At 71.7% G+C, this 22,024-nt stretch carries 23 protein-coding genes; 7 read left to right on the top strand and 16 right to left on the bottom strand.

Features of this window, described 5'->3' with window-relative positions:
• Positions 1–1,932, bottom strand: a complete 1,932-nt coding sequence (locus AFL01nite_RS10205) for a TIGR03960 family B12-binding radical SAM protein (protein ID WP_146827577.1) — start codon at positions 1,930–1,932, stop codon at positions 1–3.
• A gap of 18 nt (positions 1,933–1,950) precedes the next feature.
• Positions 1,951–3,750, bottom strand: a complete 1,800-nt coding sequence (locus AFL01nite_RS10200; protein WP_146827576.1) for an Ig-like domain repeat protein — start codon at positions 3,748–3,750, stop codon at positions 1,951–1,953.
• Positions 3,751–3,903: 153 nt separating this feature from the next.
• Between AFL01nite_RS10200 and AFL01nite_RS10195 the strand changes: the two genes are divergently transcribed.
• Positions 3,904–4,650: a PspA/IM30 family protein gene (locus AFL01nite_RS10195; RefSeq protein ID WP_146827575.1), complete on the top strand. Its 747-nt coding sequence runs from the start codon at positions 3,904–3,906 to the stop codon at positions 4,648–4,650.
• Positions 4,647–5,129, top strand: coding sequence for a DUF2505 domain-containing protein (locus AFL01nite_RS10190; RefSeq protein ID WP_146827574.1), 483 nt, complete (start codon positions 4,647–4,649; stop codon positions 5,127–5,129). The genes AFL01nite_RS10195 and AFL01nite_RS10190 overlap by 4 nt, the downstream gene beginning before the upstream one ends.
• A 3-nt stretch (positions 5,130–5,132) precedes the next feature.
• On the opposite strand, the gene AFL01nite_RS10185 is transcribed toward AFL01nite_RS10190, so the two are convergent.
• Positions 5,133–5,435 (bottom strand): hypothetical protein, encoded by a 303-nt coding sequence (locus tag AFL01nite_RS10185; RefSeq protein WP_146827573.1) that lies wholly within the window; start codon positions 5,433–5,435, stop codon positions 5,133–5,135.
• The gene (locus tag AFL01nite_RS10180) at positions 5,432–6,838 is read right to left on the bottom strand and encodes a wax ester/triacylglycerol synthase family O-acyltransferase (RefSeq protein ID WP_186813899.1); all 1,407 of its coding nucleotides are present in this window, start codon (positions 6,836–6,838) and stop codon (positions 5,432–5,434) included. Before AFL01nite_RS10180 ends, AFL01nite_RS10185 begins: the two co-directional genes overlap by 4 nt.
• Positions 6,839–6,956: 118 nt before the next feature.
• Here AFL01nite_RS10180 and AFL01nite_RS10175 point away from each other — a divergent pair, with 118 nt between their 5' ends.
• On the top strand, positions 6,957–7,673 hold the full coding sequence (locus AFL01nite_RS10175) for a hypothetical protein (protein WP_186813898.1): 717 nt from the start codon (positions 6,957–6,959) through the stop codon (positions 7,671–7,673).
• Here AFL01nite_RS10175 and AFL01nite_RS10170 read toward each other — a convergent pair.
• Both AFL01nite_RS10170 and AFL01nite_RS10165 read right to left on the bottom strand, forming a co-directional pair.
• The gene (locus AFL01nite_RS10170) at positions 7,658–8,770 is read right to left on the bottom strand and encodes a CpaE/TadZ family protein (protein WP_146827570.1); all 1,113 of its coding nucleotides are present in this window, start codon (positions 8,768–8,770) and stop codon (positions 7,658–7,660) included. The two genes, AFL01nite_RS10175 and AFL01nite_RS10170, sit on opposite strands and share 16 nt — an antisense overlap.
• A complete protein-coding gene (locus tag AFL01nite_RS10165) occupies positions 8,767–9,399 on the bottom strand; it encodes a hypothetical protein (protein ID WP_146827569.1) in 633 nt (210 codons plus the stop codon). Before AFL01nite_RS10165 ends, AFL01nite_RS10170 begins: the two co-directional genes overlap by 4 nt.
• A 102-nt stretch (positions 9,400–9,501) precedes the next feature.
• Between AFL01nite_RS10165 and AFL01nite_RS10160 the strand changes: the two genes are divergently transcribed.
• Positions 9,502–9,747 carry a helix-turn-helix domain-containing protein gene (locus AFL01nite_RS10160; RefSeq protein WP_146827568.1) on the top strand — a complete coding sequence of 82 codons (246 nt, stop codon included), beginning with the start codon at positions 9,502–9,504 and terminating at the stop codon, positions 9,745–9,747.
• Here AFL01nite_RS10160 and AFL01nite_RS10155 read toward each other — a convergent pair.
• Both AFL01nite_RS10155 and AFL01nite_RS10150 read right to left on the bottom strand, forming a co-directional pair.
• Complete coding sequence (locus tag AFL01nite_RS10155; protein ID WP_146827567.1) at positions 9,704–10,195, bottom strand: hypothetical protein; 492 nt, start codon at positions 10,193–10,195, stop codon at positions 9,704–9,706. The two genes, AFL01nite_RS10160 and AFL01nite_RS10155, sit on opposite strands and share 44 nt — an antisense overlap.
• Before the next feature lie 43 nt (positions 10,196–10,238).
• Complete coding sequence (locus tag AFL01nite_RS10150) at positions 10,239–10,667, bottom strand: Hsp20/alpha crystallin family protein (protein WP_281285734.1); 429 nt, start codon at positions 10,665–10,667, stop codon at positions 10,239–10,241.
• Between the two features lie 93 nt (positions 10,668–10,760).
• Here AFL01nite_RS10150 and AFL01nite_RS10145 point away from each other — a divergent pair, with 93 nt between their 5' ends.
• The 3 genes from AFL01nite_RS10145 (at position 10,761) to AFL01nite_RS10135 (ending at position 12,078) form a co-directional block, all read left to right on the top strand.
• Positions 10,761–11,039: a MerR family transcriptional regulator gene (locus AFL01nite_RS10145; RefSeq protein WP_146827566.1), complete on the top strand. Its 279-nt coding sequence runs from the start codon at positions 10,761–10,763 to the stop codon at positions 11,037–11,039.
• A gap of 131 nt (positions 11,040–11,170) precedes the next feature.
• A complete protein-coding gene (locus AFL01nite_RS10140; RefSeq protein ID WP_146827565.1) occupies positions 11,171–11,638 on the top strand; it encodes a LysM peptidoglycan-binding domain-containing protein in 468 nt (155 codons plus the stop codon).
• Positions 11,635–12,078 carry an Rv3235 family protein gene (locus AFL01nite_RS10135; protein WP_146827564.1) on the top strand — a complete coding sequence of 148 codons (444 nt, stop codon included), beginning with the start codon at positions 11,635–11,637 and terminating at the stop codon, positions 12,076–12,078. The genes AFL01nite_RS10140 and AFL01nite_RS10135 overlap by 4 nt, the downstream gene beginning before the upstream one ends.
• A 1-nt stretch (position 12,079) precedes the next feature.
• On the opposite strand, the gene secA is transcribed toward AFL01nite_RS10135, so the two are convergent.
• The 8 genes from secA to mtrA all read right to left on the bottom strand — a co-directional run bounded on the left by secA (position 12,080) and on the right by mtrA (position 22,022).
• The gene (gene secA / locus AFL01nite_RS10130) at positions 12,080–14,821 is read right to left on the bottom strand and encodes a preprotein translocase subunit SecA (RefSeq protein WP_146827563.1); all 2,742 of its coding nucleotides are present in this window, start codon (positions 14,819–14,821) and stop codon (positions 12,080–12,082) included.
• Between the two features lie 9 nt (positions 14,822–14,830).
• Entirely contained in the window at positions 14,831–16,033 is a 1,203-nt protein-coding gene (locus AFL01nite_RS10125; protein ID WP_146827562.1) for a winged helix-turn-helix domain-containing protein, read from the bottom strand.
• Positions 16,030–16,692: a response regulator gene (locus tag AFL01nite_RS10120; protein WP_246119674.1), complete on the bottom strand. Its 663-nt coding sequence runs from the start codon at positions 16,690–16,692 to the stop codon at positions 16,030–16,032. Before AFL01nite_RS10120 ends, AFL01nite_RS10125 begins: the two co-directional genes overlap by 4 nt.
• A gap of 29 nt (positions 16,693–16,721) precedes the next feature.
• Positions 16,722–17,345 (bottom strand): ribosome hibernation-promoting factor, HPF/YfiA family, encoded by a 624-nt coding sequence (hpf, locus tag AFL01nite_RS10115; protein ID WP_146827560.1) that lies wholly within the window; start codon positions 17,343–17,345, stop codon positions 16,722–16,724.
• Positions 17,314–18,081, bottom strand: a complete 768-nt coding sequence (locus AFL01nite_RS10110) for a ComF family protein (RefSeq protein WP_146827559.1) — start codon at positions 18,079–18,081, stop codon at positions 17,314–17,316. Before AFL01nite_RS10110 ends, hpf begins: the two co-directional genes overlap by 32 nt.
• 61 nt (positions 18,082–18,142) lie before the next feature.
• Positions 18,143–19,795 (bottom strand): LpqB family beta-propeller domain-containing protein, encoded by a 1,653-nt coding sequence (locus AFL01nite_RS10105; protein ID WP_146827558.1) that lies wholly within the window; start codon positions 19,793–19,795, stop codon positions 18,143–18,145.
• Positions 19,792–21,321 carry an MtrAB system histidine kinase MtrB gene (mtrB, locus tag AFL01nite_RS10100; protein ID WP_146827557.1) on the bottom strand — a complete coding sequence of 510 codons (1,530 nt, stop codon included), beginning with the start codon at positions 21,319–21,321 and terminating at the stop codon, positions 19,792–19,794. Before mtrB ends, AFL01nite_RS10105 begins: the two co-directional genes overlap by 4 nt.
• Entirely contained in the window at positions 21,321–22,022 is a 702-nt protein-coding gene (mtrA, locus tag AFL01nite_RS10095; protein WP_146827556.1) for an MtrAB system response regulator MtrA, read from the bottom strand. Before mtrA ends, mtrB begins: the two co-directional genes overlap by 1 nt.
• Between the last annotated feature and the right edge of the window lie 2 nt (positions 22,023–22,024).

Below are 22,024 nucleotides of genomic sequence, written 5' to 3'. Positions count from 1 at the left end.
TCAGACCACCGAGAGCGGCAGCAGCTTCTGCCCGGTCGGGCCGATCTGGATCTCCAGATCCATCTCGGGGCACACGCCGCAATCGAAGCACGGGGTCCAGCGGCAGTCCTCGACCTCGGCGGCGCCGTCGGGGTCGATCGCGTCCTGCCAGTCCTCCCACAGCCACTCGCGGTCGAGGCCCGAGTCCATGTGGTCCCACGGCAGCACCTCGTCGTGGTCGCGCTCGCGCGTGGTGAACCAGTCGAGGTCGACGCCCAGGGGCGACAGCACCTCGTCGGCCTTCGCGGCCCAGCGGTCGTAGCTGAAGTGCTCGCTCCAGCCGTCGAACCGGCCGCCGTCGCGCCACACCTGCTCGATGACCGCACCGACGCGGCGGTCGCCACGGGACAGCAGTCCTTCGACGATGCCGGGCTTGCCGTCGTGGTAGCGGAAGCCGATCGCCTTGCCGTAGCGCTTGTCGGACTGGACCGAGGCGCGCAGCTTGCGCAGTCGCTCGTCGGTGGTCTCGTGGTCGAGCTGCGCGGCCCACTGGAACGGCGTGTGCGGCTTGGGCACGAAGCCGCCGATCGAGACGGTGCAGCGGATGTCGCGCCGACCCGAGACCTCGCGGCCGGTGTCGATGACCCGCTTGGCGAGCTCGCCGATCTGCAGGACGTCCTCGTCGGTCTCGGTGGGCAGGCCGCACATGAAGTAGAGCTTCACCTGGCGCCACCCGTGCGAGAACGCGGCGGAGACGGTGCGGATCAGGTCGTCCTCGCTGACCATCTTGTTGATGACCTTGCGCATCCGGTCGCTGCCGCCCTCGGGCGCGAACGTCAGGCCCGAGCGGCGGCCGTTGCGGCTGAACTCGTTGGCGAGGGTGATGTTGAAGGCGTCGACCCGCGTCGACGGCAGCGAGAGCGACGTGTTGGTGCCCTCGTAGCGGTCGCCCAGCTGCTTGGCGACCTCGCCGATCTCGGAGTGGTCGGCGCTCGAGAGGCTCAGCAGGCCGACCTCCTCGAAGCCGGACTGCTTCAGGCCGTTGTCGACCATCTGGCCGATCGTCTGGATCGAGCGCTCGCGGACCGGGCGCGTGATCATGCCGGCCTGGCAGAAGCGGCAGCCGCGCGTGCAGCCGCGGAAGATCTCGACGCTGAAGCGCTCGTGCACCGTCTCGGCCAACGGCACGAGCGGCTTCTTCGGGTACGGCCAGGCGTCCAGGTCCATCAGCGTGTGCTTCGCGACCCGCGTCGGCACGCCGGGACGATTGGGCGTGATCGCGGCGATCTGGCCGTCGGGCCGGTACGTCACGTCGTAGAACTTCGGCACGTAGACGCCGCCGGACGCGGCGAGCCGCATCAGCACCTCGTCGCGGCCGCCGGGACGCCCCTCGGCCTTCCACTCGCGCACGACCTCGCTGATCGCCAGCACGACCTCCTCGCCGTCGCCCATGACGGCAGCGTCGACGAAGTCGGCGATCGGCTCGGGGTTGAACGCACTGTGGCCGCCGGCGACGACGATCGGGTGCGAGTCGTCGCGGTTGACCGCCAGCAGCGGGATGACCGCGAGGTCGAGCGCCGTCAGCAGGTTCGTGTAGCCCAGCTCGGTCGAGAAGCTGATGCCGAAGAGGTCGAAGGCCCCGACGGGTCGGTGTGCGTCGACGGTGAACTGCGGGATGCGGTGCTCGCGCAGCACGGCCTCCATGTCGGGCATGACGGCGTAGGTGCGCTCGGCGAGGATCCCCTCGCGCTCGTTCAGGACCTCGTAGAGGACCTGGACGCCCTGGTTGGGCAGGCCGACCTCGTAGGCGTCCGGGTACATCAGCGCCCAGCGCACGTCGGCCTCGTCCCAGTCCTTGACGGTGGAGTTCAGCTCACCGCCGATGTACTGGATCGGCTTGGAGACGCCCGCGAGCAGGGGCTCGAGACGGGCGTAGACGGAGTCGACAGGCATGACACCAAGGGTACGGGTCTACTTGGTGACCGTGAGCGTCCGGACGACGCTCACCGAGGGCTCCATGAGATCGGTGCCGGTGAACGTGGCGCTGAGCCGATGGGTGCCCGCCGCCAGGCGCGGCAGCGTGACGACGACCTTGTGGCTGGTCAGCGCGTTGAGCGTCACCGTGGCGATCGGCTTCTTCCCGTCGAGGATGGTGATCTTCCCCGACGCGACGGGCACCGAGCGCGCCGAGTGGACGGACACGGTCACCTTCGCGCGCGCGGTGGTCTTCACCGACCGTGCGACCGCGAGGCCCGTGATCGAGCGCTCCTGGACGATGACCGGCAGCTCGGCACTGGACGAGCGGGCCTGGAACCCCGCGCCCCGGTACTCGACCGAGAGCCGGCGTGCGCCCGGCGCCAGCCCGGGCACCTCGACCGTCACCGTGCCACGCGAGGCGGGGGTGAGAATCGACGACGCGACCTTCTCACCGTCGGCCAGCACCCAGACCTCGCCTGCGGTCGGGGCGCCGCCTCGCACCGTGCCCACCGTGGCCGTGACGCGCGCGGCCTCGGTGGACCGCACCGTGGCCCGGTCGACCGTCGCCGCGACGGTCGTCGTCTCCATCGCGGTGACGCTCGTGGCCCTGGACTTCGACCGCCGGACGGTCTTGGAGCCCCAGTAGGTGGCGCGCAGGACGTGCTTCCCGGGGGTCAGCGCGGGAAGCCGCACCGTGACCTTGCCCCGGCGGGCCTTCGTGAGGACCGGCGCCGCGATCCGCCGGCCGTCCAGGTAGACCGAGACCGAGTTGGTCGGGATGCGCCCGTCCGTCGCGGCGACGGCGATCCTGGCGGTCGGCGTGGACCCGGCTTCGAGGGTGGTCTTCGGCAGCGTGATCGTGGTCTTCGCCGAGACGACCTTCGGCGCCTTCGTGACGACGACCTTGATCGTGCGGCTCGTCCCCTTGCGCACCTGGGGGCTGCCGGCGTAGACCGCGGAGATCCACTGCTTGCCGCGCTTCATCCGCGGGATCTCGACGGTGGCGGCGCCCTTCGACGCGGCCGTGAGGGTGACGGTCTTGACCGTCTTGCCGCCGCGGCGGATCTTGACGCGGCCGGTGGGCACGACGCCCCGGCGGGCCGTGACCTTGACCGTGATCCGGGGCTCGACCTGGGTGCTGACCTTCGCCGGGCCCTTCACGGACACGGAGGCCGCCACCGGGGCGGGGGCCGGCGGCGTCGTCGGCTCCGGCGACGGCTCAGGCGTGGGCTCGTCCGGTGTCGGCTCCGGGGTCGGGGTCGGGACCGGGACCGGGACCGGGGCGGCGGGGGCCTTCACGTCCTTGAAGTGGATGAAGCGCTCGGGGTACCAGGAGTCGCCGGTCGAGACCTTGTAACGGCGGTACACCTTCGAGGTGTAGCTGTCCTCGGACAGGATCAGGTGCTTGGACCCGACCTCCTCGACGTACGCGACGTGGCTGGACGCCTTCGACCACTGGGCGATGGCACCGACGGCGGGCCGGTTGTCGACGAGGTAGCCGAGCTTCCTGGCGTTGGTGTGCCAGTCGCGCGCGTTGCCCATGAGGACCCTCGGCTCGGGCACGCCGGCCTTCTTCATCCGGTAGGCGGCGTAGTTCGTGCAGTTGTGCCCGGCGTACATGCGCCAGTGCATCTTGTCCATCACGGCGGCGTACCCGGAGGTGTCACACTTCGCGACCTGCGCCTTGGTCTTTCCGCTGCAGATCAGCGAGAACGCCTGCGCCGAGGTGGTGGTGGCGGTGAGCCCGGCCATCACGAAAAGGCACACGAGTCCCACCAGTCCCAAACGACGCATGCGCGCTAGCCTAAGGCACCGACACGCCGAAGTGAACTTAAAGCCGAACTTTAAGGTTGGTCCGTGTTAATGACATTCGTGTCATTCTTCCTCCCCCGCGGGCGGTGCGCCCCGAGGTTGCGACCCCTTCGGACGGTGCACCATGATCGACGCATGGCACAGAAACAGTCGATCCTCGGACGCATCTCCCAGCTGACCCGGGCGAACATCAACGCCCTGCTCGACAAGGCTGAGGACCCGCAGAAGATGCTCGACCAGATGGTCCGCGACTACACCAACTCCATCGCCGAGGCCGAGCAGGCCGTGGCCCAGACGATCGGCAACCTGCGGCTGGCCGAGGCCGACCACGCCGAGGACGTCGCCGCCGCCAAGGAGTGGGGCGCGAAGGCGATCGCTGCGTCCAACAAGGCCGACCAGCTCCGTTCGGCCGGGCACGACGGCGAGGCCGACCGCTTCGACCAGCTCGCCAAGGTGGCGCTGGGCAAGCAGATCTCCGCCGAGAACGAGGCTCGCACCGCCGCGCCGATGATCGCCCAGCAGAGCGAGGTCGTCGAGAAGCTCAAGACGGGCCTCGTCGGCATGAAGGGCAAGCTCACCGAGCTGCACGCCAAGCGCGACGAGCTCGTCGCCCGGCACCGCACCGCCGAGGCGCAGGCCCAGGTGGCCGGCGCGATCAAGTCGATCGACATCCTCGACCCCACCAGCGAGCTCAGCCGCTACGAGGACCGCGTGCGCCGCATCGAGGCGCAGGTCCAGGGCCAGCAGGAGCTCGCCTCGTCGAGCCTGGACTCGCAGTTCGCCGAGCTCGAGGCCGATGCCGGCCAGCTCGAGATCGAGGCACGCCTCGCCGAGCTCAAGGGCCTCGGCTCCACCTCCACCGCCCCCGAGGAGAACGCGTGAAGCTCACCGAGCGGTTCGAGTACCCCGCCACGCCCGACCAGGTCTTCGCCCTCGTCAGCGACCCGACGTTCCGCGAGGAGTCGTGCCGCCACCAGGGCGCCCGCGACTACGACGTCAAGGTCACCACGGAGGGCGACACCACCGTCGTCACGATCGAGCGCACGATGGAGTCCGACATGCCGGACTTCATCAAGAAGCTGACCGGCGACTCCGTCACCGTCACCCAGATCGAGAAGTGGGGACCCGCCGACGCCGCGGGCACGCGGACGGCCGACGTCAGCGTCGACATCCACGGCCAGCCCGCGCGCATGCGCGGCACGTCGACGATCACCGCCACCGGCGCCACCACGGCCATGACCCTCGACGGCGACGTCAAGGTGTCGCTGCCGCTCATCGGCAAGCGGATCGAGCCCGAGGTGGCCAAGGCGATCTCGGCCTCGCTGCGCGAAGAGGTCGAGTTCGGCACCACCCGGCTCTGACGACTACGCGTCCAGGAGCTCGATGACGTCGTCGAGCTCCTGCGGCGCGTACCAGGCCAGGTCGCCGCTGCCGTCGGCATCGACGTGCAGGGCCTGAAGGTCCTCTCTCCGGATCGGCGCGTCGTCGGCCTCGACCTCGGCGCACACCACCACGCGACCGTCCTCGGCGGCGGTCAGCAGCGCGTCGTACTCGTCCTCCTCGTCCTCGGAGGCGGCCACGACCACCTCGAGCGAGACGGGCCGGTCGTCGGCCAGCGCCCGGAGCGCAGCGAGGTCGGCGGCGGCGTAGACCCTGACGTGGCTCATGTCGGCCTCTTCCGTCCGCGCGGGGCGCGGGTTCGCTGCGGACCGATCGTCTCGGTCAGCTCCTCGAGGGCCTCGAGGATGCACTGGCCCAGGACGTCGGCGTCCGGGACCGCCTCGCGGTCGGTGACGATGCCGAAGTAGACGTGACCGTCGTAGGACGTCACCCCCACCGAGATCGTGCGGTGCCCCGTCAGCGGGATCGCCGGGTAGATCTCCTTCAGCTGCTGCCCGGCCATGTACACCGGGTCCTGCGGGCCGGGGACGTTCGTGATGACGAGGTGGTACGGGCGGTTCGCCTCGTCGGCTGCCACCCGCGCACCGACGGCGTGGAAGGTCGAGGTGGCGAAGCCGGGAAGGCTGGCCATCTTGTTCGCCGCGACGGCCGAGCCCATCTCACGATGGCCCTTCAGCGCGTACGACACCTGGTGCAGCCGCACGACCGCGTTCGACTCCCCCACCGGGAGCGTGAGCATGAGTCCGCGCACGAGCGGCCCCAGGGAGGTCGGGTGCCCGCCCTCGGCGGGGCCGTCGCGCGTGACCGACATCGGCACCATGGCGCGGAAGCCGGTCTTCGCCGTGACGGGCTCCGCGCGGGTGAGCATCCAGCCGCGCAGGCCGCCGGCGATCGCCGCGAGGATGACGTCGTTGACGGTGCCGCCGTGCTCGTCGCGCACCCGGCGGAAGTCCGACAGCGGGGCGCCGACCGTGGTGAACCGCCGGTGTCGCGACAGAGGCGCGACCAGCGGACCGTGCGTGGCCGAGTCGGGACCCAGCACCGGCAGCTTCGACAGGATCCGCGACCACTGGTACTCCCCGCTCCACAGCAGCTCGGCGGGGTGGCTCACCTGGGAGCGCACGGACCCGGCCAGCAGTTCGAGCGAGCCCGGCGCCGAGCGGGGCGTCCACTCGTCGTGCGGGATCGCCCGGTCGCGCTGGGTCTCCTCCAGCAGCACCTGGGCCAGGTCGACCGTGTGCGATCCGTCGACGAGCGCCTGGTGTGACTTGAACAGCAGGGCCAGCTCGCCCCCGCGCAGGCCCTCGATCAGGTACAGCTCCCACAGCGGGCGCTCATGGTCGAGCCGGCGCGCGACGAGTCGTCCGACGAGGTCGTGGAGGGCGTCGCGGCCGCCGGGACGCGGCAGGGCCGAGCGGCGCACGTGCAGCGAGAGGTCGAAGTGCTCGTCATCGACCCAGACCGGCATGCCGAGTCCACCGGGCACCCGCCGCGGCACCTGGCGGTAGCGCGGCACGAGGTCGATGCGGTCGTTGATGACCTGGATGAGGCGGTCGTAGTCGAGGGGACGGTCGCCGGGCGAGAGAATCGCGAGCGAGGCGACCTGGCGCGGCGTCTCGGGATGGTCCCGGTGCAGGAACATCGCGTCGAGCGGGCTCAGTCGTTGCATGCGCTCCCCTGCTGTCCTCGCCTCGGTGGTGACGTGATCCAGAAACTTACCACCGAAAGAGCTACTGACAGGCTCGTCCGCGGCGTGCCATCCTTCCCCGGATGAGAGGAAGGCTGCGATGACATGGGGACGTGCCGCGATCGATGACGCGCACCGCCTGGCGGTCGCCTCGTGCGTGGGTGCCGGGCTCGGACTGCTGGTCGGCGGCGTCGGCGGACGCCTGTTCATGGGGCTCCTCGCCGGGCTCAACCGCGAGGACCACGGCGTGATCACCAGCGACGGCTTCCCGATGGGCGAGTTCACCGTGAGCGGCACCCTCGTGCTGCTGACCACCGGCACCGTGCTGGGCGTGCTGGGCGCCGGGATCTACGTCGCCCTGCGCAGCCTGACCCTCGGCCCGTCCTGGTTCCGCCGGGCCTGCGTGGTGGTCGGTGGCACGGTCATGGTCGGAGCGTTCCTCGTGCACGAGGACGGGCCGGACTTCACCCTGCTCGAGCCCACGTGGGCGGCCATCGCGCTGGCCCTGTCGGTGCCCGCCCTCTTCCTGCTCGCGATGGCGCCGCTCGTCGACCGTGCGGTGCGCGACGGCGCCTGGCTGATGCGCAGCCGGGTCGCGTGGGCGGGGCTCGCGCCGTGGGTCTTCCCGCTGTTCCCGTTCGTGCCCCTCTTCGTGGCCGGCTGGCTGCTGGCGCGCGTCGTCCCCGCCCGGGCAGCGGGGCCGTGGCTCGCCCGGGCGGCCCTCGTCGTGCTGTTCGTGGCCGGGGCCGCCAATCTCGTCGCCGAGATCGTGGCGATCTACGACACCGTCGGCCGCGGGCGCTACCTGCTGGGCTGACCGACCAGGTCGGTCGCGAGCCGTTCGACGCGCGAGACGTACCCCGACGACGGTGCCACCTCACGCAGCGGCCGGCCGGTCATCAGGGCGAGATCGTGACCGAGCCCGTCGTGCGGCAGGAACGCCCACGGCGTGTGGCCGGTCAGCTCGCGGACCGTCTGCGCCACCTCTCGCTCCGTCCACCCCAGGCCCGAGCGGAACCCGTTCAGGACGAGCCGCGGCGGCCGCGCCCACGGGCCGGCGTCGTCGACGGCCCGCACCAGCCGGGCGAGGCCGACCGGGTCGACGCGCCCGACCGCCATCACCTCGTCGGCCAGGTCGAGCACGCGTCGCGACACCTGGTCGCGCGACGGCGGACCGTAACCGTCCTCGATCCCGAAGCCGCAGTCCACGACGACGAGGTCGTGATCGCGGCGCAGCCCGCGCAGGACGGTCTCGAGCGCGTCAGGTCTCAGGTGCTGCCACATGTCCGCCCGGGGGACGCCCGTCATCAGGTCCCAGTGCGGGCCGAGCCGCAGCAGGTGGGACGCCGCGGTCTCGGGGCGGCCGCGATTGACGTCGCGGCAGGCCGCCATGACGCCGCTGACCTCGTCCAGGACGCCCAGCAGCTGACCGATCGAGCCGCCGTACACGTCCGCGTCGACGAGGACCGTGCCGTGTCCGGCGGCGGCTGCCGCGGCGGCGAGCGAGACGGCCAGCGTGCTGCGTCCGGGAGCGCCGGTCGGTCCCCACACGGCCACGAGCCGGCCGGGCTCGCGCTCACGCTCGCGCAGGGGAACGGGGACGGACCCCACCGCGGCCAGCTCGCCGAGCCGCGCGGTGTGGCCGATCCCCAGATGGGTGCCGTCGGCCTCGACCGCAGCAGACCGCACCCCGAGACCGGCGAGGCGGTCGACGACCCCCGCGTCGAGGCCGGGAGCGTCGACGACCAGCAGGGCGACATCGATGCGATGGGTCGCTGCCGACGCGAGCAGGTCGGCGACGTCGACGCAGCGCCGGACCAGGACCAGCCCCGGGTCGCGCTCGATCTCCGTCAGGGCCGCGGCCTCCCAGTGGGCACCGCAGGCGGCGACGGCAACCCGCACCGGGTCGGTCACGGCACGCGCACCACGGTCAGGTGGCCGCCGGCCAGCGCGGACACGACCTCGGCCTCGGGACCGCCGCGGCCCGTGTCGACGACGAGGGTGCGCTCACCGGTGCCGTCCGCGCGGGAGACCGAGACGACACTGACTCCGGACAGCACGCGGCGGGTGGACAGGCTCGGGTCGCCCGCCTCGCCCGGACCTGCCCAGACGTCCACCTGCTCCCCCGGGGCCAGGTCGGGCGGCGTCGATCCGGGGGTCAGGGCCATCGCCAGCTGCCGTCCGCGCTCGGCGCGCAGGGTGACGTCGTCGCGGGCGACCAGGGTGCCCTCACCGACGTCGCGCGCCCACACGCCTCGCGGCACGCCGTACCTCGCGGGGATCAGCACCGCGGAGGCCGCCGCGTCCACCCGGCCGGCGACGGGACGTAGCTGACCGGCGTCGACCGGCTCGCCGGCGCGCACCGGCGAGCGGACCAGCCAGTAGTCCGTGGAGTCGCGCGCGGTGGCCACCAACCAGCCGCCGGCGACGGCGGACGCCAGGACGAGGAAGGCGCCGAGGACCAGGCGCGGGTTGCGCCATCTGGAGATCGAGGTGCGCCGGGCGATCGCGCGCCGGGACGTGTCACCCCCCGTGACATGCATGCGCCCAGTCATACGGGGTCGCGGCGCGGCGGTGCCACCGGTCGTCCACAGTCCGGTCGTGACCTGCGCCTCCGTGTCGCCGTCGCGTGTGAGAATGACGCCATGGCTCCCGAGCACCAGTTCCTCACCGCGAACGACGTCGCCGACACCCTCAAGGTGGACGTCCGGGTCGTGTGGGGACTGCTGAAGTCGGGCGAGCTGCGCGGGTTCCAGGTGGGCGGCCGCAAGATGTGGCGCATCGAGGCCAGCGCCCTGGAGGACTACATCGCCCGCCAGTACGAGCGGACGGCTCGCGACACCGCGGTCAGCGCTCCACGAGAGCCGCAATCCACGCCCACGGCAGACTGACCCGCCGGTCGCCGGCCGCCACCTGCACGAAGTCCGCGCCGGCGGCGACGATCGTCCCCTCCACCGCCCGGCCGTCGCGCCGCACCACCCGCACCGGGGCGCCCGCGTCGCGCAGGGCCCGGGCCAGCTGACGGCGGGTTCGCGTCGTGGCCGCCGCCGGGGCCGCGCGTCCGTCGGTGCCGACGACCGCGGTCACCGCCTCGGGCAGCACGACCAGCCGGCGACCCGCGTCCTCGACCAGCAGGACGTCGCCCACGCCGACGACCCGGCCGCCGACCTCGCCGAGTCCGGCCACGTCCAGGCGGACGTCCGGGCCGCCGAGCAGGTCCGTCCATGACAGGCTCGCCCACTGCTCGTCGCGCAGGTCCTCGGCCAGCGCGTCCCGCTCCTCGGCATGGGCGTCGGCGGCGACGCCCTCGAGATCGGCGAAGAGTCGGTCCCAGCGCATGGGGACACCGTAGGGCCTCCGGGGAGGCCCTACGGTGCGGTGATCAGGCTTCGATCGCGCTCGGGTCGTCGGCGCGGGCACCGGCGATCTGGATCTTGCGCGGCTTCGCGCGCTCGGCGACGGGGATCCTCAGCCGGAGGACACCGTCCTCGTACGCGGCGTCGATCCGCTCGAGGTCGAGGTTGTCCCCGAGGACCAGCTGGCGGCTGAACACGCCGCGAGCGCGCTCGGACGCGAGCATCTCCCAGTCGCCGTTGCCGGCGACACGCTCGGCCCGGACGGTGAGCACGTTGCGCTCGATGTCGAGGTCGATGCTCTCCTTCGACACGCCGGGCAGGTCGAACTCGACCACGAAGGTGTCGCCCTCACGCCACGCGTCCATCGGCATGACGGCCGGACGGTTCGTGGTGCCGAAGAGCTGCTGGGTGAGCCGGTCGAAGTCACGGAACGGGTCAGTGGTGCGAATCATCATCGTCGTTCTCCTCCTTCACAGATGATCCGGTGGTTTCGCCTCTCACAACCTATATTCACCAATACATATTCCTTGTCAAGTACGATTCAGTTCATGGAGGACGAGGACGGCGTGTACGCCATCTCCGTGGCCGCCGAGATGGTCGCGATGCAGGTGCAGAACCTGCGCGTCTACGAGCGTCGCGGCCTGCTCGCACCCGACCGCACCCCCGGTGGCACCCGGCGCTACAGCCGGGCCGACATCCGGCGCCTCGTGCGGATCCGCGAGCTGCTCGCCGATGGGCTCAACCTGGCCGGGATCGAGCGGGTGCTCCAGCTCGAGGCCGAGAACGACCGGCTCCGGGCGGAGAACCGGCATCTCCGCCGCCGCTAGCGCGTCCTCGTTCGTCCACACCCTCGTTCCCTGCCGTTGACGTGACCGATCGCCGTGCGCTTCTCTGGACCTCACAAGACGCCATCTGTCGTCAAATGCATTCATGAGGCGTCGAGGATCGAGGTCACGCCATGTGGGAGTCCACGCTCCGCGAGGTGCTCGCGGCCGCCCTGCTGCTGTGGGGTCTGTGGTGGGTCCTGGTCCTGCTGGTGTCGGTCGTCGACCGTCGGCTCGCGGCACGCATCGCGCCGCCCGTGCTGCGCGCGCTCCTCGTCGCCGGGGCCGTGGCCTCGACGGCCACCCCCGCACGGGCCGCGCCGCCTGAGGCACTCGACCCGCTCCACGGACTGCACCTGCCCGAGCGCCCGGTGACGCCCACCGCGGCGGCCCCGGCGCCCCGACCGACCGCGACCCCGGCGCACGTCGTCGTCCCGGGCGACTCGCTGTGGTCGATCGCGCGCGACCACTCCCCCGGCGCCGACGACGCACGGATCGCCGCGGAGGTCCGCCGGTGGCACGCCACCAACCGCGACGTCATCGGGGACGACCCCGAGCTCATCCACCCCGGCCAGCGCCTCGACCCACCAGGAGCACGATGATCACCGCCACGGCACTCGCGACCGATCCCTTCGCACCCCGTCAGGTGCCGCTCCCGTTCCCCCCGTCACCGCCGTTGCTCCCGGTGCCCGTCGAGCGCGGCGACGCGGGCGAGCTGCGCCATCGGTGCGCGCGGTTCACCCAGGCCCTCGCCGAGGTCATCACCGGGATCCGGCCCGTGCGGCAGCTCGGCCCGTGGCTCACCCGCGACGTCTACGAGCAGCTGCACCGCGACGTGGCCGAGCGCCTCGTCACCGGGGGCACGCGCCACAGCCCGCGCGTCGTCTCCGTGCACATCGCGATGGTCGGCGACGGAGCAGCGGAGATCGCCGCGCGCATGGTGCACCGCGGGCGCTCACGCGCCATCGCCGTGCGGCTGCAGCGCGGTCGCGACCACCAGGGGCGCACGACCTGGCGCTGCACCGCCGCCGAGTGGGCGTGAGTCAGCGGTTCTTCTTGCGCGACTGGCGGGCGGCCTTGGCCTTGCGGCGCGCGGCCTCCTTGGCCTTGTTCTGGCGCGCGATCTCGTTGGCGCTGAGCTCCTCGTCCTCGTCGACGACCGACTCCTCGACCGCGATGGCCGAGCCGTCCTCCGACGGGGCCGAGTACGACAGCTGCTTGGGCGTCGTGTCCGGCTCGAGGCCCTTGGCCATGATGTGCGGCGTCTCGTCGGCGTCGTCGTCCTCGTCGACCTCGATCTCGACGCTGAGGTTGAACAGGTAGCCCACCGACTCCTCGGAGATGCCCTCCATCATCGCGTTGAACAGGTCGTAGCCCTCGCGCTGGTACTCGACCAGCGGATCGCGCTGGCTGTACGCGCGCAGGCCGATGCCCTCGCGGAGATAGTCCATCTCGTAGAGGTGCTCGCGCCACTTGCGGTCGAGCACGCTCAGCACGACGCGGCGCTCGAGCTCGCGGGCGACCTCGTTGCCGAGCTCGGCCTCGCGCTTGTCGTAGGCGGCGAGGGCGTCCTCGACGACGACCTTGCGCATCGTCGCGGCGTCGAGGCGCTCGAGTCCGCCGGCCTCCTCGACCACCTGGTCGGGCTCCAGCGAGATCGGGTAGAGGGTGCGCAGCGCGGTCCAGAGCTTGTCCAGCTCCCACGTGGTGGGGTAGCCCTGCGTGGCCGCGGTGACGTACGCGCCCGTGACGTCCTCGATCATCTGACGCACGCGCGGCTCGAGGTCCTCGCCCTCGAGCACCCGGCGACGCTGGGAGTACACGACCTCGCGCTGGGCGCTCATGACGTCGTCGTACTTGAGGATGTTCTTGCGGGTCTCGAAGTTCTGCGCCTCGACCAGGCCCTGGGCCGACGCGATCGACTTGGTGACGCGCTTGTTCTCGATCGGCACGTCGTCGGGGATCTTCATCGTCTGCAGGATCCAGTTGACCCATTCGCCCTTGAACAGGCGCATCAGGTCGTCCTCGAGCGACAGGTAGAACCGGGTCAGGCCCGGGTCGCCCTGACGGCCGGAGCGACCACGCAGCTGGTTGTCGATGCGGCGCGACTCGTGGCGCTCGGTGCCGATGACGGCCAGGCCGCCGGCGGCGACGACCTCGTCCTTCTCGGCCGCGACCTGCTTCTCGATGCGCTCGAGGGTCTCGGGCCAGGCGGCGTCGTACTCCTCGGGCGTCTCGACCGGGTCGAGGCCCTTGCCGCGAAGCTCGGCGTCGGCCAGGAACTCGACGCTGCCGCCGAGCATGATGTCGGTACCGCGGCCGGCCATGTTGGTGGCGACGGTGACAGCGCCCCGGTGGCCGGCTCGGGCGACGATCGCGGCCTCACGGTCGTGCTGCTTGGCGTTGAGGACCTCGTGCGCGATGCCCTGCTTCTTCAGCTGCTTGCTGAGGCGCTCGCTCTTGGCGACGCTCGTGGTGCCCACGAGGACCGGCTGGCCCTTCGCGTGGCGCGCGGCGATGTCGTCGACGACGGCGTTGAACTTGGCGTCCTCGGTGCGGTAGACGAGGTCGGGCAGGTCGTCGCGCTGAACCGGCTTGTTCGTGCGGATCGGCACGACGCCGAGCTTGTAGATCTTGTCGAACTCGGCGGCCTCGGTCATCGCCGTGCCGGTCATGCCCGAGAGCTTCTCGTACAGGCGGAAGTAGTTCTGCAGCGTGATCGTGGCGAGGGTCTGGTACTCCTCGCGGATGCGCACGCCCTCCTTGGCCTCGATCGCCTGGTGCAGGCCCTCGTTGTAGCGGCGCCCCTCCAGCAGGCGGCCGGTGTGCTCGTCGACGATCAGGACCTCGCCGTCGATGACGACGTAGTCCTTGTCGCGCTTGAACAGCTCCTTGGCCTTGACCGCGTTGTTGAGGAAGCCGATCAGCGGCGTGTTGACCGCGTCGTACAGGTTGGCGATGCCGAGCTGGTCCTCGACGACGTCGATCGCCTTCTCGGTGACGGCGACGGTGCGCTTCTTCTCGTCGACCTCGTAGTGCTCGTCGATGCGCATCGCATCGATCATGCGGGCGAACTCGCCGTACCACTTGACCTCGTCCTCGGTGGGGCCCGAGATGATCAGCGGCGTGCGGGCCTCGTCGATGAGGATCGAGTCGACCTCGTCGACGATGGCGAAGTGGTGGCCGCGCTGGACGCACTCGTCCAGGTCGTCGGCCATGTTGTCGCGCAGGTAGTCGAAGCCGAACTCGTTGTTGGTGCCGTACGTGATGTCGCACGCGTACATCTCGCGCCGCTGGGCGGGCGTCTGGCCGGCCACGACCACGCCGACCGTCAGGCCGAGGAAGTGGTGGACGCGGCCCATCATCTCGGACTGGTACTTGGCGAGGTAGTCGTTGACCGTGACGATGTGGACGCCCTTGCCGGTGAGGGCGTTCAGGTACGACGGCAGGGTCGCGACGAGGGTCTTGCCCTCACCGGTCTTCATCTCCGCGATGTTGCCCAGGTGCAGTGCGGCGCCGCCGAGCAACTGCACGTCGAAGTGACGCTGGCCGAGCACGCGGCTCGCGGCCTCACGGACCGTGGCGAAGGCCTCCGGCAGCAGGTCGTCGAGCGTCGCGCCGTCCTCCAGCCGCTGCTTGAACTCGTCGGTCATGGCGCGCAGCTCGGCGTCGCTCATGGCGGCGAACTCGTCGCTCAGGGCATTGACCTGGTCGGCGATGCGGTCGAGGCGCTTGAGGATCTTGCCCTCGCCCGCACGCAGGATGTTGTCGATGATCTTCGGCACCCGATCATCCTAGTGCGGTCGTGCACACTCCGGTGCGAGCGTTGCGGCGAGATCACCACGTGGACGGACCTCCACGTCGTCGAGGCCGAGCCACCCCGCCATCCGCCACAGCTCCTGCGCCAGCTCGCGCGCCGTCTCCGCCGGTGCGCCGGGCTCGGCGAAGGACCCGAGGACGAGCAGCCGGCCGGCCGCGCGGTCGGCCTTGAGGTCGACCCGGGCCACCAGGCGGTCGCCCAGCAGGAACGGCAGCACGTAGTAACCGTGCACCCGACGCTCCTGCGGCACGTAGATCTCGATCCGGTAGCGGAAGTCGAAGAGTTGCTCGGTGCGGGTGCGCTCGAACACCAGCGGGTCGAAGGGGCTGAGCAGCGTGCGCGCCTCGACCCGTCGCGGCCGGGACGCCTCGACGTGCAGGTAGGCCGGCCGCTTCCAGCCGTCGATGGTCACCGGCTCGAGCGTGCCGTCGGCCACGAGCGAGCCGACCGCGGCGGCGGTGGGACCCGGTGCCAGGCGGAAGTAGTCGCGCAGGCACTGGACCGTGGCGACGCCGAGGGCACGCGCCGCGTGGCCCACGAGGGTCAGGTGCGCCTCCTCGTCGGACGGCTCCGGCAGGGCGAGCACGTGGGCCGGCAGGACGCGCTCGGGCAGGTCGTACTCGCGCTCGAAGGCCGCGTTGCGCCGGGCCGACGACACGCGCCCGACGAAGAAGAGGTACTCCAGCGCCTGCTTGGTCTGCGACCAGTGGGTGCGGTCGCGGTCCTCGGCACCGAGCCGGGCCTCCAGCTCGCGGGCCGTGACCGGTCCGATCCGGGCCACGGCGGCCTCGACCTGCTCGATCAGCTGCGGGTTCTCCTGCGCCAGGCGCGCCATCGCGCCCCACATGCCCCGGCCCGAGCGCATCTTGTGGCTCATCGCGGGCCACAGGTCGACGTCGACCAGGGACGCCTCGTGGGCCCAGTACTCGAACAGCAGTCGCGGCGCCCGGCCGGCGGCCCGGTGCAGCAGCTCGACGTCGTAGGGGCCGACCCGCGAGTACAGCGGCAGGTAGTGGGCGCGCTGGAGCACGTTGACCGAGTCGATCTGGAAGAACCCCAGCCGGCGCGCAGTGCGGGCGACGTGCTCGCGGCGCACCTGCGCGGGCTGCGCCCGCGTGAATCCCTGCGAGGCGAGCGTGATGCGTCGCGCCTGCAGCGCCGTGAGGCGAGGGGTCACAACACGTCGTCGATGAGCTTGCTGCGGACGGCGTACATGGCCGCCTCCATCCGCGACTTCATCTGCAGCTTCTCGAGGATGTTCCGGATGTGGTTCTTGACCGTGTTCTCGCTGATGAACAGCTCGCCGGCGATGTCGCGGTTGCTCTTGCCGTGGGCCACGAGGCGCAGCACCTGCAGCTCGCGCGCCGTCAGCGTGGTGGCCGGGGCGGGGCCCTTGGCCATGTGCACGAACTCGTCGAGCAGCTTCGTGGCCATGCTGGGGCTGATCAGCGACTGGCCGGCGGCGACGAGCTTGACCGCCTCGGCGACCTGGTCGTACGTCGAGCCGTCCTTGAGCAGGTAGCCCGCGGCGCCGGCCTTGATCGACTCGTACAGGTCGGCCTCGTCGTCGCTGGCCGTCAGCATGATGATGCCGGTCGTGGGAGCGGTCTCCTTGATGGCGCCGCAGATCTCGACCCCGCTGCGCCCGGGCATCCGGACGTCCAGCAGGACGACGTCGAACGGCTCCTCCGCGATGCGCACCAGCGCGGCGTCACCGTCGTCGACGTCCTCGATCTCGAATCCCCCGTCGGCGCCCAGGACCATCGTCACTCCACGACGGAACAGCTCTTGGTCGTCGACGAGGAGGACCCGGATCACCTCTGCGTGCGCAGTCACGGGATCGATCATGCCACGTCCGGCAGCGGTTACCCCTCGACCGTGAGGCGAATGACGCCGTAGTCGTAGCCCTTGCGGCGGTACACGACGCTCGGCTTCATCGAGTCCTTCTCGACGAAGAGGAAGAAGTCGTGCCCGACGAGCTCCATCTCGTAGAGCGCCTGGTCGAGAGTCATGGCCGCGGAGGTGTGCTCCTTCTCGCGGACCACGAGGGGTCCGTCGCCCTGGACCTCGAGCGGACCGACCTTGCGGGTGTCCGACTCCTCGGCCTCCCAGGTCTCGAAGTCGGCCACCGGCAGGTCCGCCGTCGCGGCCTCGATCGAGTCGGGGCGGTGCTTGTCGCGGTGGCTGCGCTTGCGGTCGACGATCTTGCGCAGCCGGTTCTCGAGCTTGTCGACGGCGGCGTCGAGCGCCGAGTGCTGGTCGGTGGAGGTGGCCTCCACGCGGACGGCCGGTCCGCGCGAGCGCAACGTCATCTCGACGCGCGCGGCGGTGTCGGGCTGGCGCGGGTTGGTCTCGTGGGTCACCTCGACCTCGACGCGGTTGATGCGCTGGCGCCCGTCGAACTTCTCGACGCGCTGGAGCTTCTCGGCGACATGGGAGCGGAACCGCTCCGAGATCTCACTGTTGCGTCCGGTGACCACGATTTCCATGTCCGACTCCTTGCTCAACTGCGAGTGCCCGAAACCTCTCGGCTTGCTTCGACCGTAGCCCGTGGGTGGGTGGACTCGCCACCGGTGGGCAACCCTCGACGGCGGCCACCAGCGTCGCCGCACCGAGAATCTCCATCGCCCCCTCGGCGGACAGTGCGCGCACCGCTTCAGCGAGCGTCGAGCCGGTCGTCAGGACGTCGTCGACCACGACGACGGGGCCCGTCGGGAACGCCGCGCAGCGCATGCTGCCGGCGAGGTTGTGCGCCCGTTCCTCGCGGCCCAGGGCGTGCTGGTCGCGCGGCTGCCGGACCAGCCGCAGCACCGGTCGGACCCGGGCGTCCACGCCCACGACGGCGAGCCTGCGGGCGGTCGCGGTCGCGAGATCGGAGACGAGGTCGCGCCCGCGCTCCCGACGGGACCGGCGCGTCGAGGGAACCGGTACGAGGGTCACTGAGGACCCGTCTCCGATCAGCGTCAGGACGGCCGCGGCGAGGTGGTGCGCCATGACCTCGTCGAGCGTGGCGGCGCCGCCCACCTTCCAGGTCAGCAGCGCGTCCCGTCGCGGGCCCTCGTGAAGCCCCGCGACGGCGACGGGGAGGTCGCCGACGTGCTGCACGAGCGGCTCCGGGGCGATCGTCGCCGCGCACGGCCGGCACGGTCGCAGGCCCGGGCCCCCGCACAGCGGACAGCAGGCCCCCAGGACCAGGTCGGCCGCCGCCTGCCACCATCCGCGCATCCACCCAGTCTCGGGCGGTGCGCGACGGTGGGCCAGAGTCGGCCTCGCCCCTGTGGACGGGTCAGGCGATGCCGCGGGCGACGGGGACGTCGACGGGCACCCAGCGGGTGCGGTCGAGCACCCAGACGCCGCCCTCGCTGTCGAGCAGGTAGAGGTCGGACCGCGCCGCCGGCGTCGCGACGAGGCCGACCGGCTCGATGTCGGGCAGCAACTGGCCGCCACCGGGCCAGGCGTCGACCGCGCCGGTGCCGTCGATGCGCACCGAGCGCAGCTGCGTGCCCGGCGGACCGAGGTGCGCGACGCGCGAGCCGTCGATCCACACGACCTGGCGGGCGGCGGCCTCCGTGGCGAGACGGCGGGGTGGGGTCAGGCCGACCACGCGACCGTCGACGCGCTCCACACCGCCGACGAGCAGTCGCCCGCGGGCGGTCGCCGCGTAGCGGGCGCCGTCCGGCGAGACCGCGAACGAGGACACGACGGGCAGCCCGGGGCTGGAGACCTCGCGGAAGTCGTCGCCCTCGTGGACCCGCACGCGGGCCCGGTCCGCCGACCGGTCGACCAGCCAGGCGGCGCCGTCGATGTCCACGACGGGGCGCACGAACCGGTCGCCCGTGATCTCGTCGGGGTCCGTCCCGACGGCGGTCGTGACCCGCGCCCGGTCGCGCCAGACCCCGGCGACGCGATCGTCACCCGCGGTGACCATCTGGGCCCCGCGGTCGTCCTGGCCCCACTCCCCCGGCAGCGGCTCGCGCGTGCGCGGACCGACCTGCTGGACCACGCCCTCCGCCACGACGATCGCCCAGCGGCGGGACTTGTCGGGCCCGAAGGAGGCCCAGCCGCCGGCGTCCTGCACCGCATCGCCCGTGGGGGCCACGACCGTTCCGTCGCCGGTGATCTGGATGTCCGTGACGGCCGGCACCTGGCGCAGGGTCCACGCCACCTGGGCGGAGATGCGCTTCTGCGTGGCGGTCGAGAGCTCGCCCACCCGCGTGGAGAAGTCGATCTGGGCGACGCCGCCCACGACCGGGACGGACGCCCGCAGCTCCTCGGTCGACGGCACGGCCGTGGTGAGCCCGGGCGTCGAGTCGCCGCGGGGGCCGATCGCGAGTCCGGTCATGAGCGAGGTGGCCAGCTGGTCGCCGACGACCTCGTGCACCGGGACGGGCACCAGGTGCCGGCCACCGGGATCGAGGAAGTACAGGTCGAAGGCCCGGACGTAGTCGTCGAACCAGTCACGGCTGACAAGCACGCCGTCGGGAGGCGTCGCGATCCGCCACTGGCCGTCGACGCGCGCGAGGTCGACCTCGACCCGGCGCGATCCGTCGGCGGGGGTCAGGCGGCCCTGCTCGTCGAGCCACACGTCGGTGTCGAGGTCGATCCGTCCGGTGCCGACCGCACCGGAGAAGATCGCGGCCTCGGTGTAGACGGTGGTGCCCTGGCCCGGACGCCAGCGCTGCGCGGCGTCGGGCGTGAGGAACTCCGCCGCGACCCGGTGGCTGACGGGGTACGCCAGCATCGCGTCGAGGAAGCCACGCACGATCTGGGCCTCGGTGGCGCCGGGCGCGGGGCCAGCCGGCGTGTACCGGACGGTGCTCTCGCCGAGGCCGGACTCGTCCTCGACCCGCTCGACCGGACCGGACGTGGGGATGCCGGCGCACCCAGCCAGCACCGCGGCGACGACCGTGAGGACGACGGCGACGGAGGGGCGCCTCATGCGAACACCGACTTGGTCACGGGCGACCACACGCGCTCGCCGGCCACCCGCGGCAGCGTGAGGACGAACTCGGTGCCCCGGCCCGGTCGCGACCAGACCTCGAGGGTGCCGCCGTGCAGCGCGGCGTCCTCGCGGGCGATGGCCAGCCCGAGGCCGGTGCCGCCCTGGGACCGCGCCGGGTCGCCGCGCCAGAACCGGTCGAAGACCCGGCGCACGACCTCGGGCTCCATCCCGATGCCGTGGTCGCGGACCGCCAGCGAGACCCGGTCGTCGGCCTGCGTCACGATGACGTCGACCTGCGCCGACCGGCTGTACCGCGCGGCGTTGACGATGAGGTTGCGCACCATCCGGTCGACCCGGCGGATGTCGGCCTCGACGACGGCCGGCTCGGTCACGCCGCGGGCGCGGCCCACGATGCCGGCCCGGCTCAGGGCCTCGTCCTGCGCGGCCGACAGGGCGACCGTCGCGAGGTCGACCGGGTCGAGCTCGAGCGTGGCCGCTCCGGCATCGAACCGGCTGAGGTCCAGCAGATCGGACAGCAGCGCCTCGAACCGGCCGACTTCGGTTTGCAGGAGCTCGGCGGCCCGGGCCGTCTGCGGGTCGAAGTGCGGGCGCGCCTCGTACAGCACCTGACCGGCCATCTGCACGGTCGTCAGCGGCGTCCGCAGCTCGTGCGAGACGTCGGACACGAAGCGCTGCTGCAGGCGCGACAGGTTCTCCAGCCGGCGGATCTGGCTCTGCAGGCTCTCGGCCATCTGGTTGAACGACGTGCTCAGGCGGGCGATGTCGTCCTCGCCCTTGACGTGCATCCGCTGCTCGAGGTTGCCTGCCGCGAACCGCTCGGCGATGCGTCGCGCCAGGCGCACGGGCTCGACGACCTGCCGTGCGACGAGGCCCGCGACGAGCGTGACCATCACCAGCAGGACGCCGCCCCCGGCCAGCGACGCCGTGCGCACCAGGTCGAGCGTCTCCTGCTGGTCGGCCATCGAGAACACGTAGTAGAGCGCGTACTGGTCGTTGGACCCCGGCGCCGTCACGCGCCCGCCGACCGTCACCACCGGGATGTCGTCGCCCGCCCCGAAGAGCGACAGCTCCGAGAAGGTCCAGAAGGTGCCCTGCTCGCTGGCGACCTCGCGGACGAGGTCGGCCGGCACGTCGTCGATGCCGACGTTGCCGGAGGCTCGCACGGGCGCCCCGCCGGCCTCGGCCAGCGGACCCTGCAGGACCAGCTCGTAGGAGCGGTTCTCGCCCCGGGTGGCCGCGAGCGCGTCGACCAGCTGTGTCAGGGCCTGCGACTGGCGGGTCGGCTCGCTGTCGACGGCGGCGTCCAGCTGGGACTGGGCCTGCTCGAGACCGGCGCGCGCCTCACCGATCGCGGCGTCGCGCCGGTTCTCGGCCAGGCCGTCGGCCACGTCGCGCAGCAGCGCCCAGCCCACGACCAGGATGACCGCGGTGCTGAGCAGCAGGGTGTTGATGACGACCCGGGTCCGCAGCGACCGGCGCCACAGGCCGACGAGTCGGCGCATCAGGCCGACGCCGGATCGATCGCCTGGTAGCCGACGCCGCGCACCGTCCGGATCACGCTGGGGTTCTCGGCGTCGTCCTCGATCTTCTGGCGCAGCCTGGTCATGTGGACGTTGACGAGCTTGGTGTCGCCGGGGTGGTGGTAGCCCCACACCTTCTGCAGCAGCACCTCGCGGCTGAAGACCTGGGCAGGCGCCGAGATCAGGCAGGCCAGCAGGTCGAACTCCAGCGGCGTCAGCGAGACCGGCCGCCCGTCGCGCGTGACGGTGTGGGCCTGCGGGTCGAGCACGATCCCGCCGAACTCGATCCGGGTGTCGAGCGGGTCGCTGCGCCGCAGCCGCGCCCGGATGCGCGCGATCAGCTCACTGTTGCGGAACGGCTTGGTGAGGTAGTCGTCGGCCCCGACGTCGAGGCCGTCGACGATGTCGCGCGTCTCGCCCTTGGCCGTGAGCATGACGATCGGCACCCCGGAGACCTCCCGGATCCGGCGGCAGACCTCCATGCCGTCCAGACCCGGGAGCATCCGGTCGAGCAGGACCACGTCGGGCTTGAACTCCTCGAACGCCGCCATCACCGCATCACCGGTGTGGCAGACGGACGTCCGGAAGCCCTCGCCCTCAAGGACGATCGTGAGCATCTCCGCCAACGACGCATCGTCGTCGACGACGAGCACCCGATCGTTCTTGGGGCGACGGTGGGACATGC

Source organism: Aeromicrobium flavum (assembly GCF_007992115.1).
GTDB lineage: Bacteria > Actinomycetota > Actinomycetes > Propionibacteriales > Nocardioidaceae > Aeromicrobium > Aeromicrobium flavum.
This window is presented reverse-complemented; position numbering and strand designations above follow the sequence as displayed.

Bases quoted from the DNA above. Each gene is read 5' to 3' on its own strand.
- AFL01nite_RS10205 (WP_146827577.1), bottom strand. From the start codon at position 1,932: ATGCCTGTCGACTCCGTCTACGCCCGTCTCGAGCCCCTGCTCGCGGGC.
- AFL01nite_RS10200 (WP_146827576.1), bottom strand. From the start codon at position 3,750: ATGCGTCGTTTGGGACTGGTGGGACTCGTGTGCCTTTTCGTGATGGCC.
- AFL01nite_RS10195 (WP_146827575.1), top strand. From the start codon at position 3,904: ATGGCACAGAAACAGTCGATCCTCGGACGCATCTCCCAGCTGACCCGG.
- AFL01nite_RS10185 (WP_146827573.1), bottom strand. From the start codon at position 5,435: ATGAGCCACGTCAGGGTCTACGCCGCCGCCGACCTCGCTGCGCTCCGG.
- AFL01nite_RS10180 (WP_186813899.1), bottom strand. From the start codon at position 6,838: ATGCAACGACTGAGCCCGCTCGACGCGATGTTCCTGCACCGGGACCAT.
- AFL01nite_RS10175 (WP_186813898.1), top strand. From the start codon at position 6,957: ATGACATGGGGACGTGCCGCGATCGATGACGCGCACCGCCTGGCGGTC.
- AFL01nite_RS10165 (WP_146827569.1), bottom strand. From the start codon at position 9,399: ATGCATGTCACGGGGGGTGACACGTCCCGGCGCGCGATCGCCCGGCGC.
- AFL01nite_RS10160 (WP_146827568.1), top strand. From the start codon at position 9,502: ATGGCTCCCGAGCACCAGTTCCTCACCGCGAACGACGTCGCCGACACC.
- AFL01nite_RS10155 (WP_146827567.1), bottom strand. From the start codon at position 10,195: ATGCGCTGGGACCGACTCTTCGCCGATCTCGAGGGCGTCGCCGCCGAC.
- AFL01nite_RS10150 (WP_281285734.1), bottom strand. From the start codon at position 10,667: ATGATGATTCGCACCACTGACCCGTTCCGTGACTTCGACCGGCTCACC.
- AFL01nite_RS10145 (WP_146827566.1), top strand. From the start codon at position 10,761: ATGGAGGACGAGGACGGCGTGTACGCCATCTCCGTGGCCGCCGAGATG.
- AFL01nite_RS10140 (WP_146827565.1), top strand. From the start codon at position 11,171: ATGTGGGAGTCCACGCTCCGCGAGGTGCTCGCGGCCGCCCTGCTGCTG.
- AFL01nite_RS10135 (WP_146827564.1), top strand. From the start codon at position 11,635: ATGATCACCGCCACGGCACTCGCGACCGATCCCTTCGCACCCCGTCAG.
- hpf (WP_146827560.1), bottom strand. From the start codon at position 17,345: ATGGAAATCGTGGTCACCGGACGCAACAGTGAGATCTCGGAGCGGTTC.
- AFL01nite_RS10110 (WP_146827559.1), bottom strand. From the start codon at position 18,081: ATGCGCGGATGGTGGCAGGCGGCGGCCGACCTGGTCCTGGGGGCCTGC.
- AFL01nite_RS10105 (WP_146827558.1), bottom strand. From the start codon at position 19,795: ATGAGGCGCCCCTCCGTCGCCGTCGTCCTCACGGTCGTCGCCGCGGTG.
- mtrB (WP_146827557.1), bottom strand. From the start codon at position 21,321: ATGCGCCGACTCGTCGGCCTGTGGCGCCGGTCGCTGCGGACCCGGGTC.
- mtrA (WP_146827556.1), bottom strand. From the start codon at position 22,022: ATGTCCCACCGTCGCCCCAAGAACGATCGGGTGCTCGTCGTCGACGAC.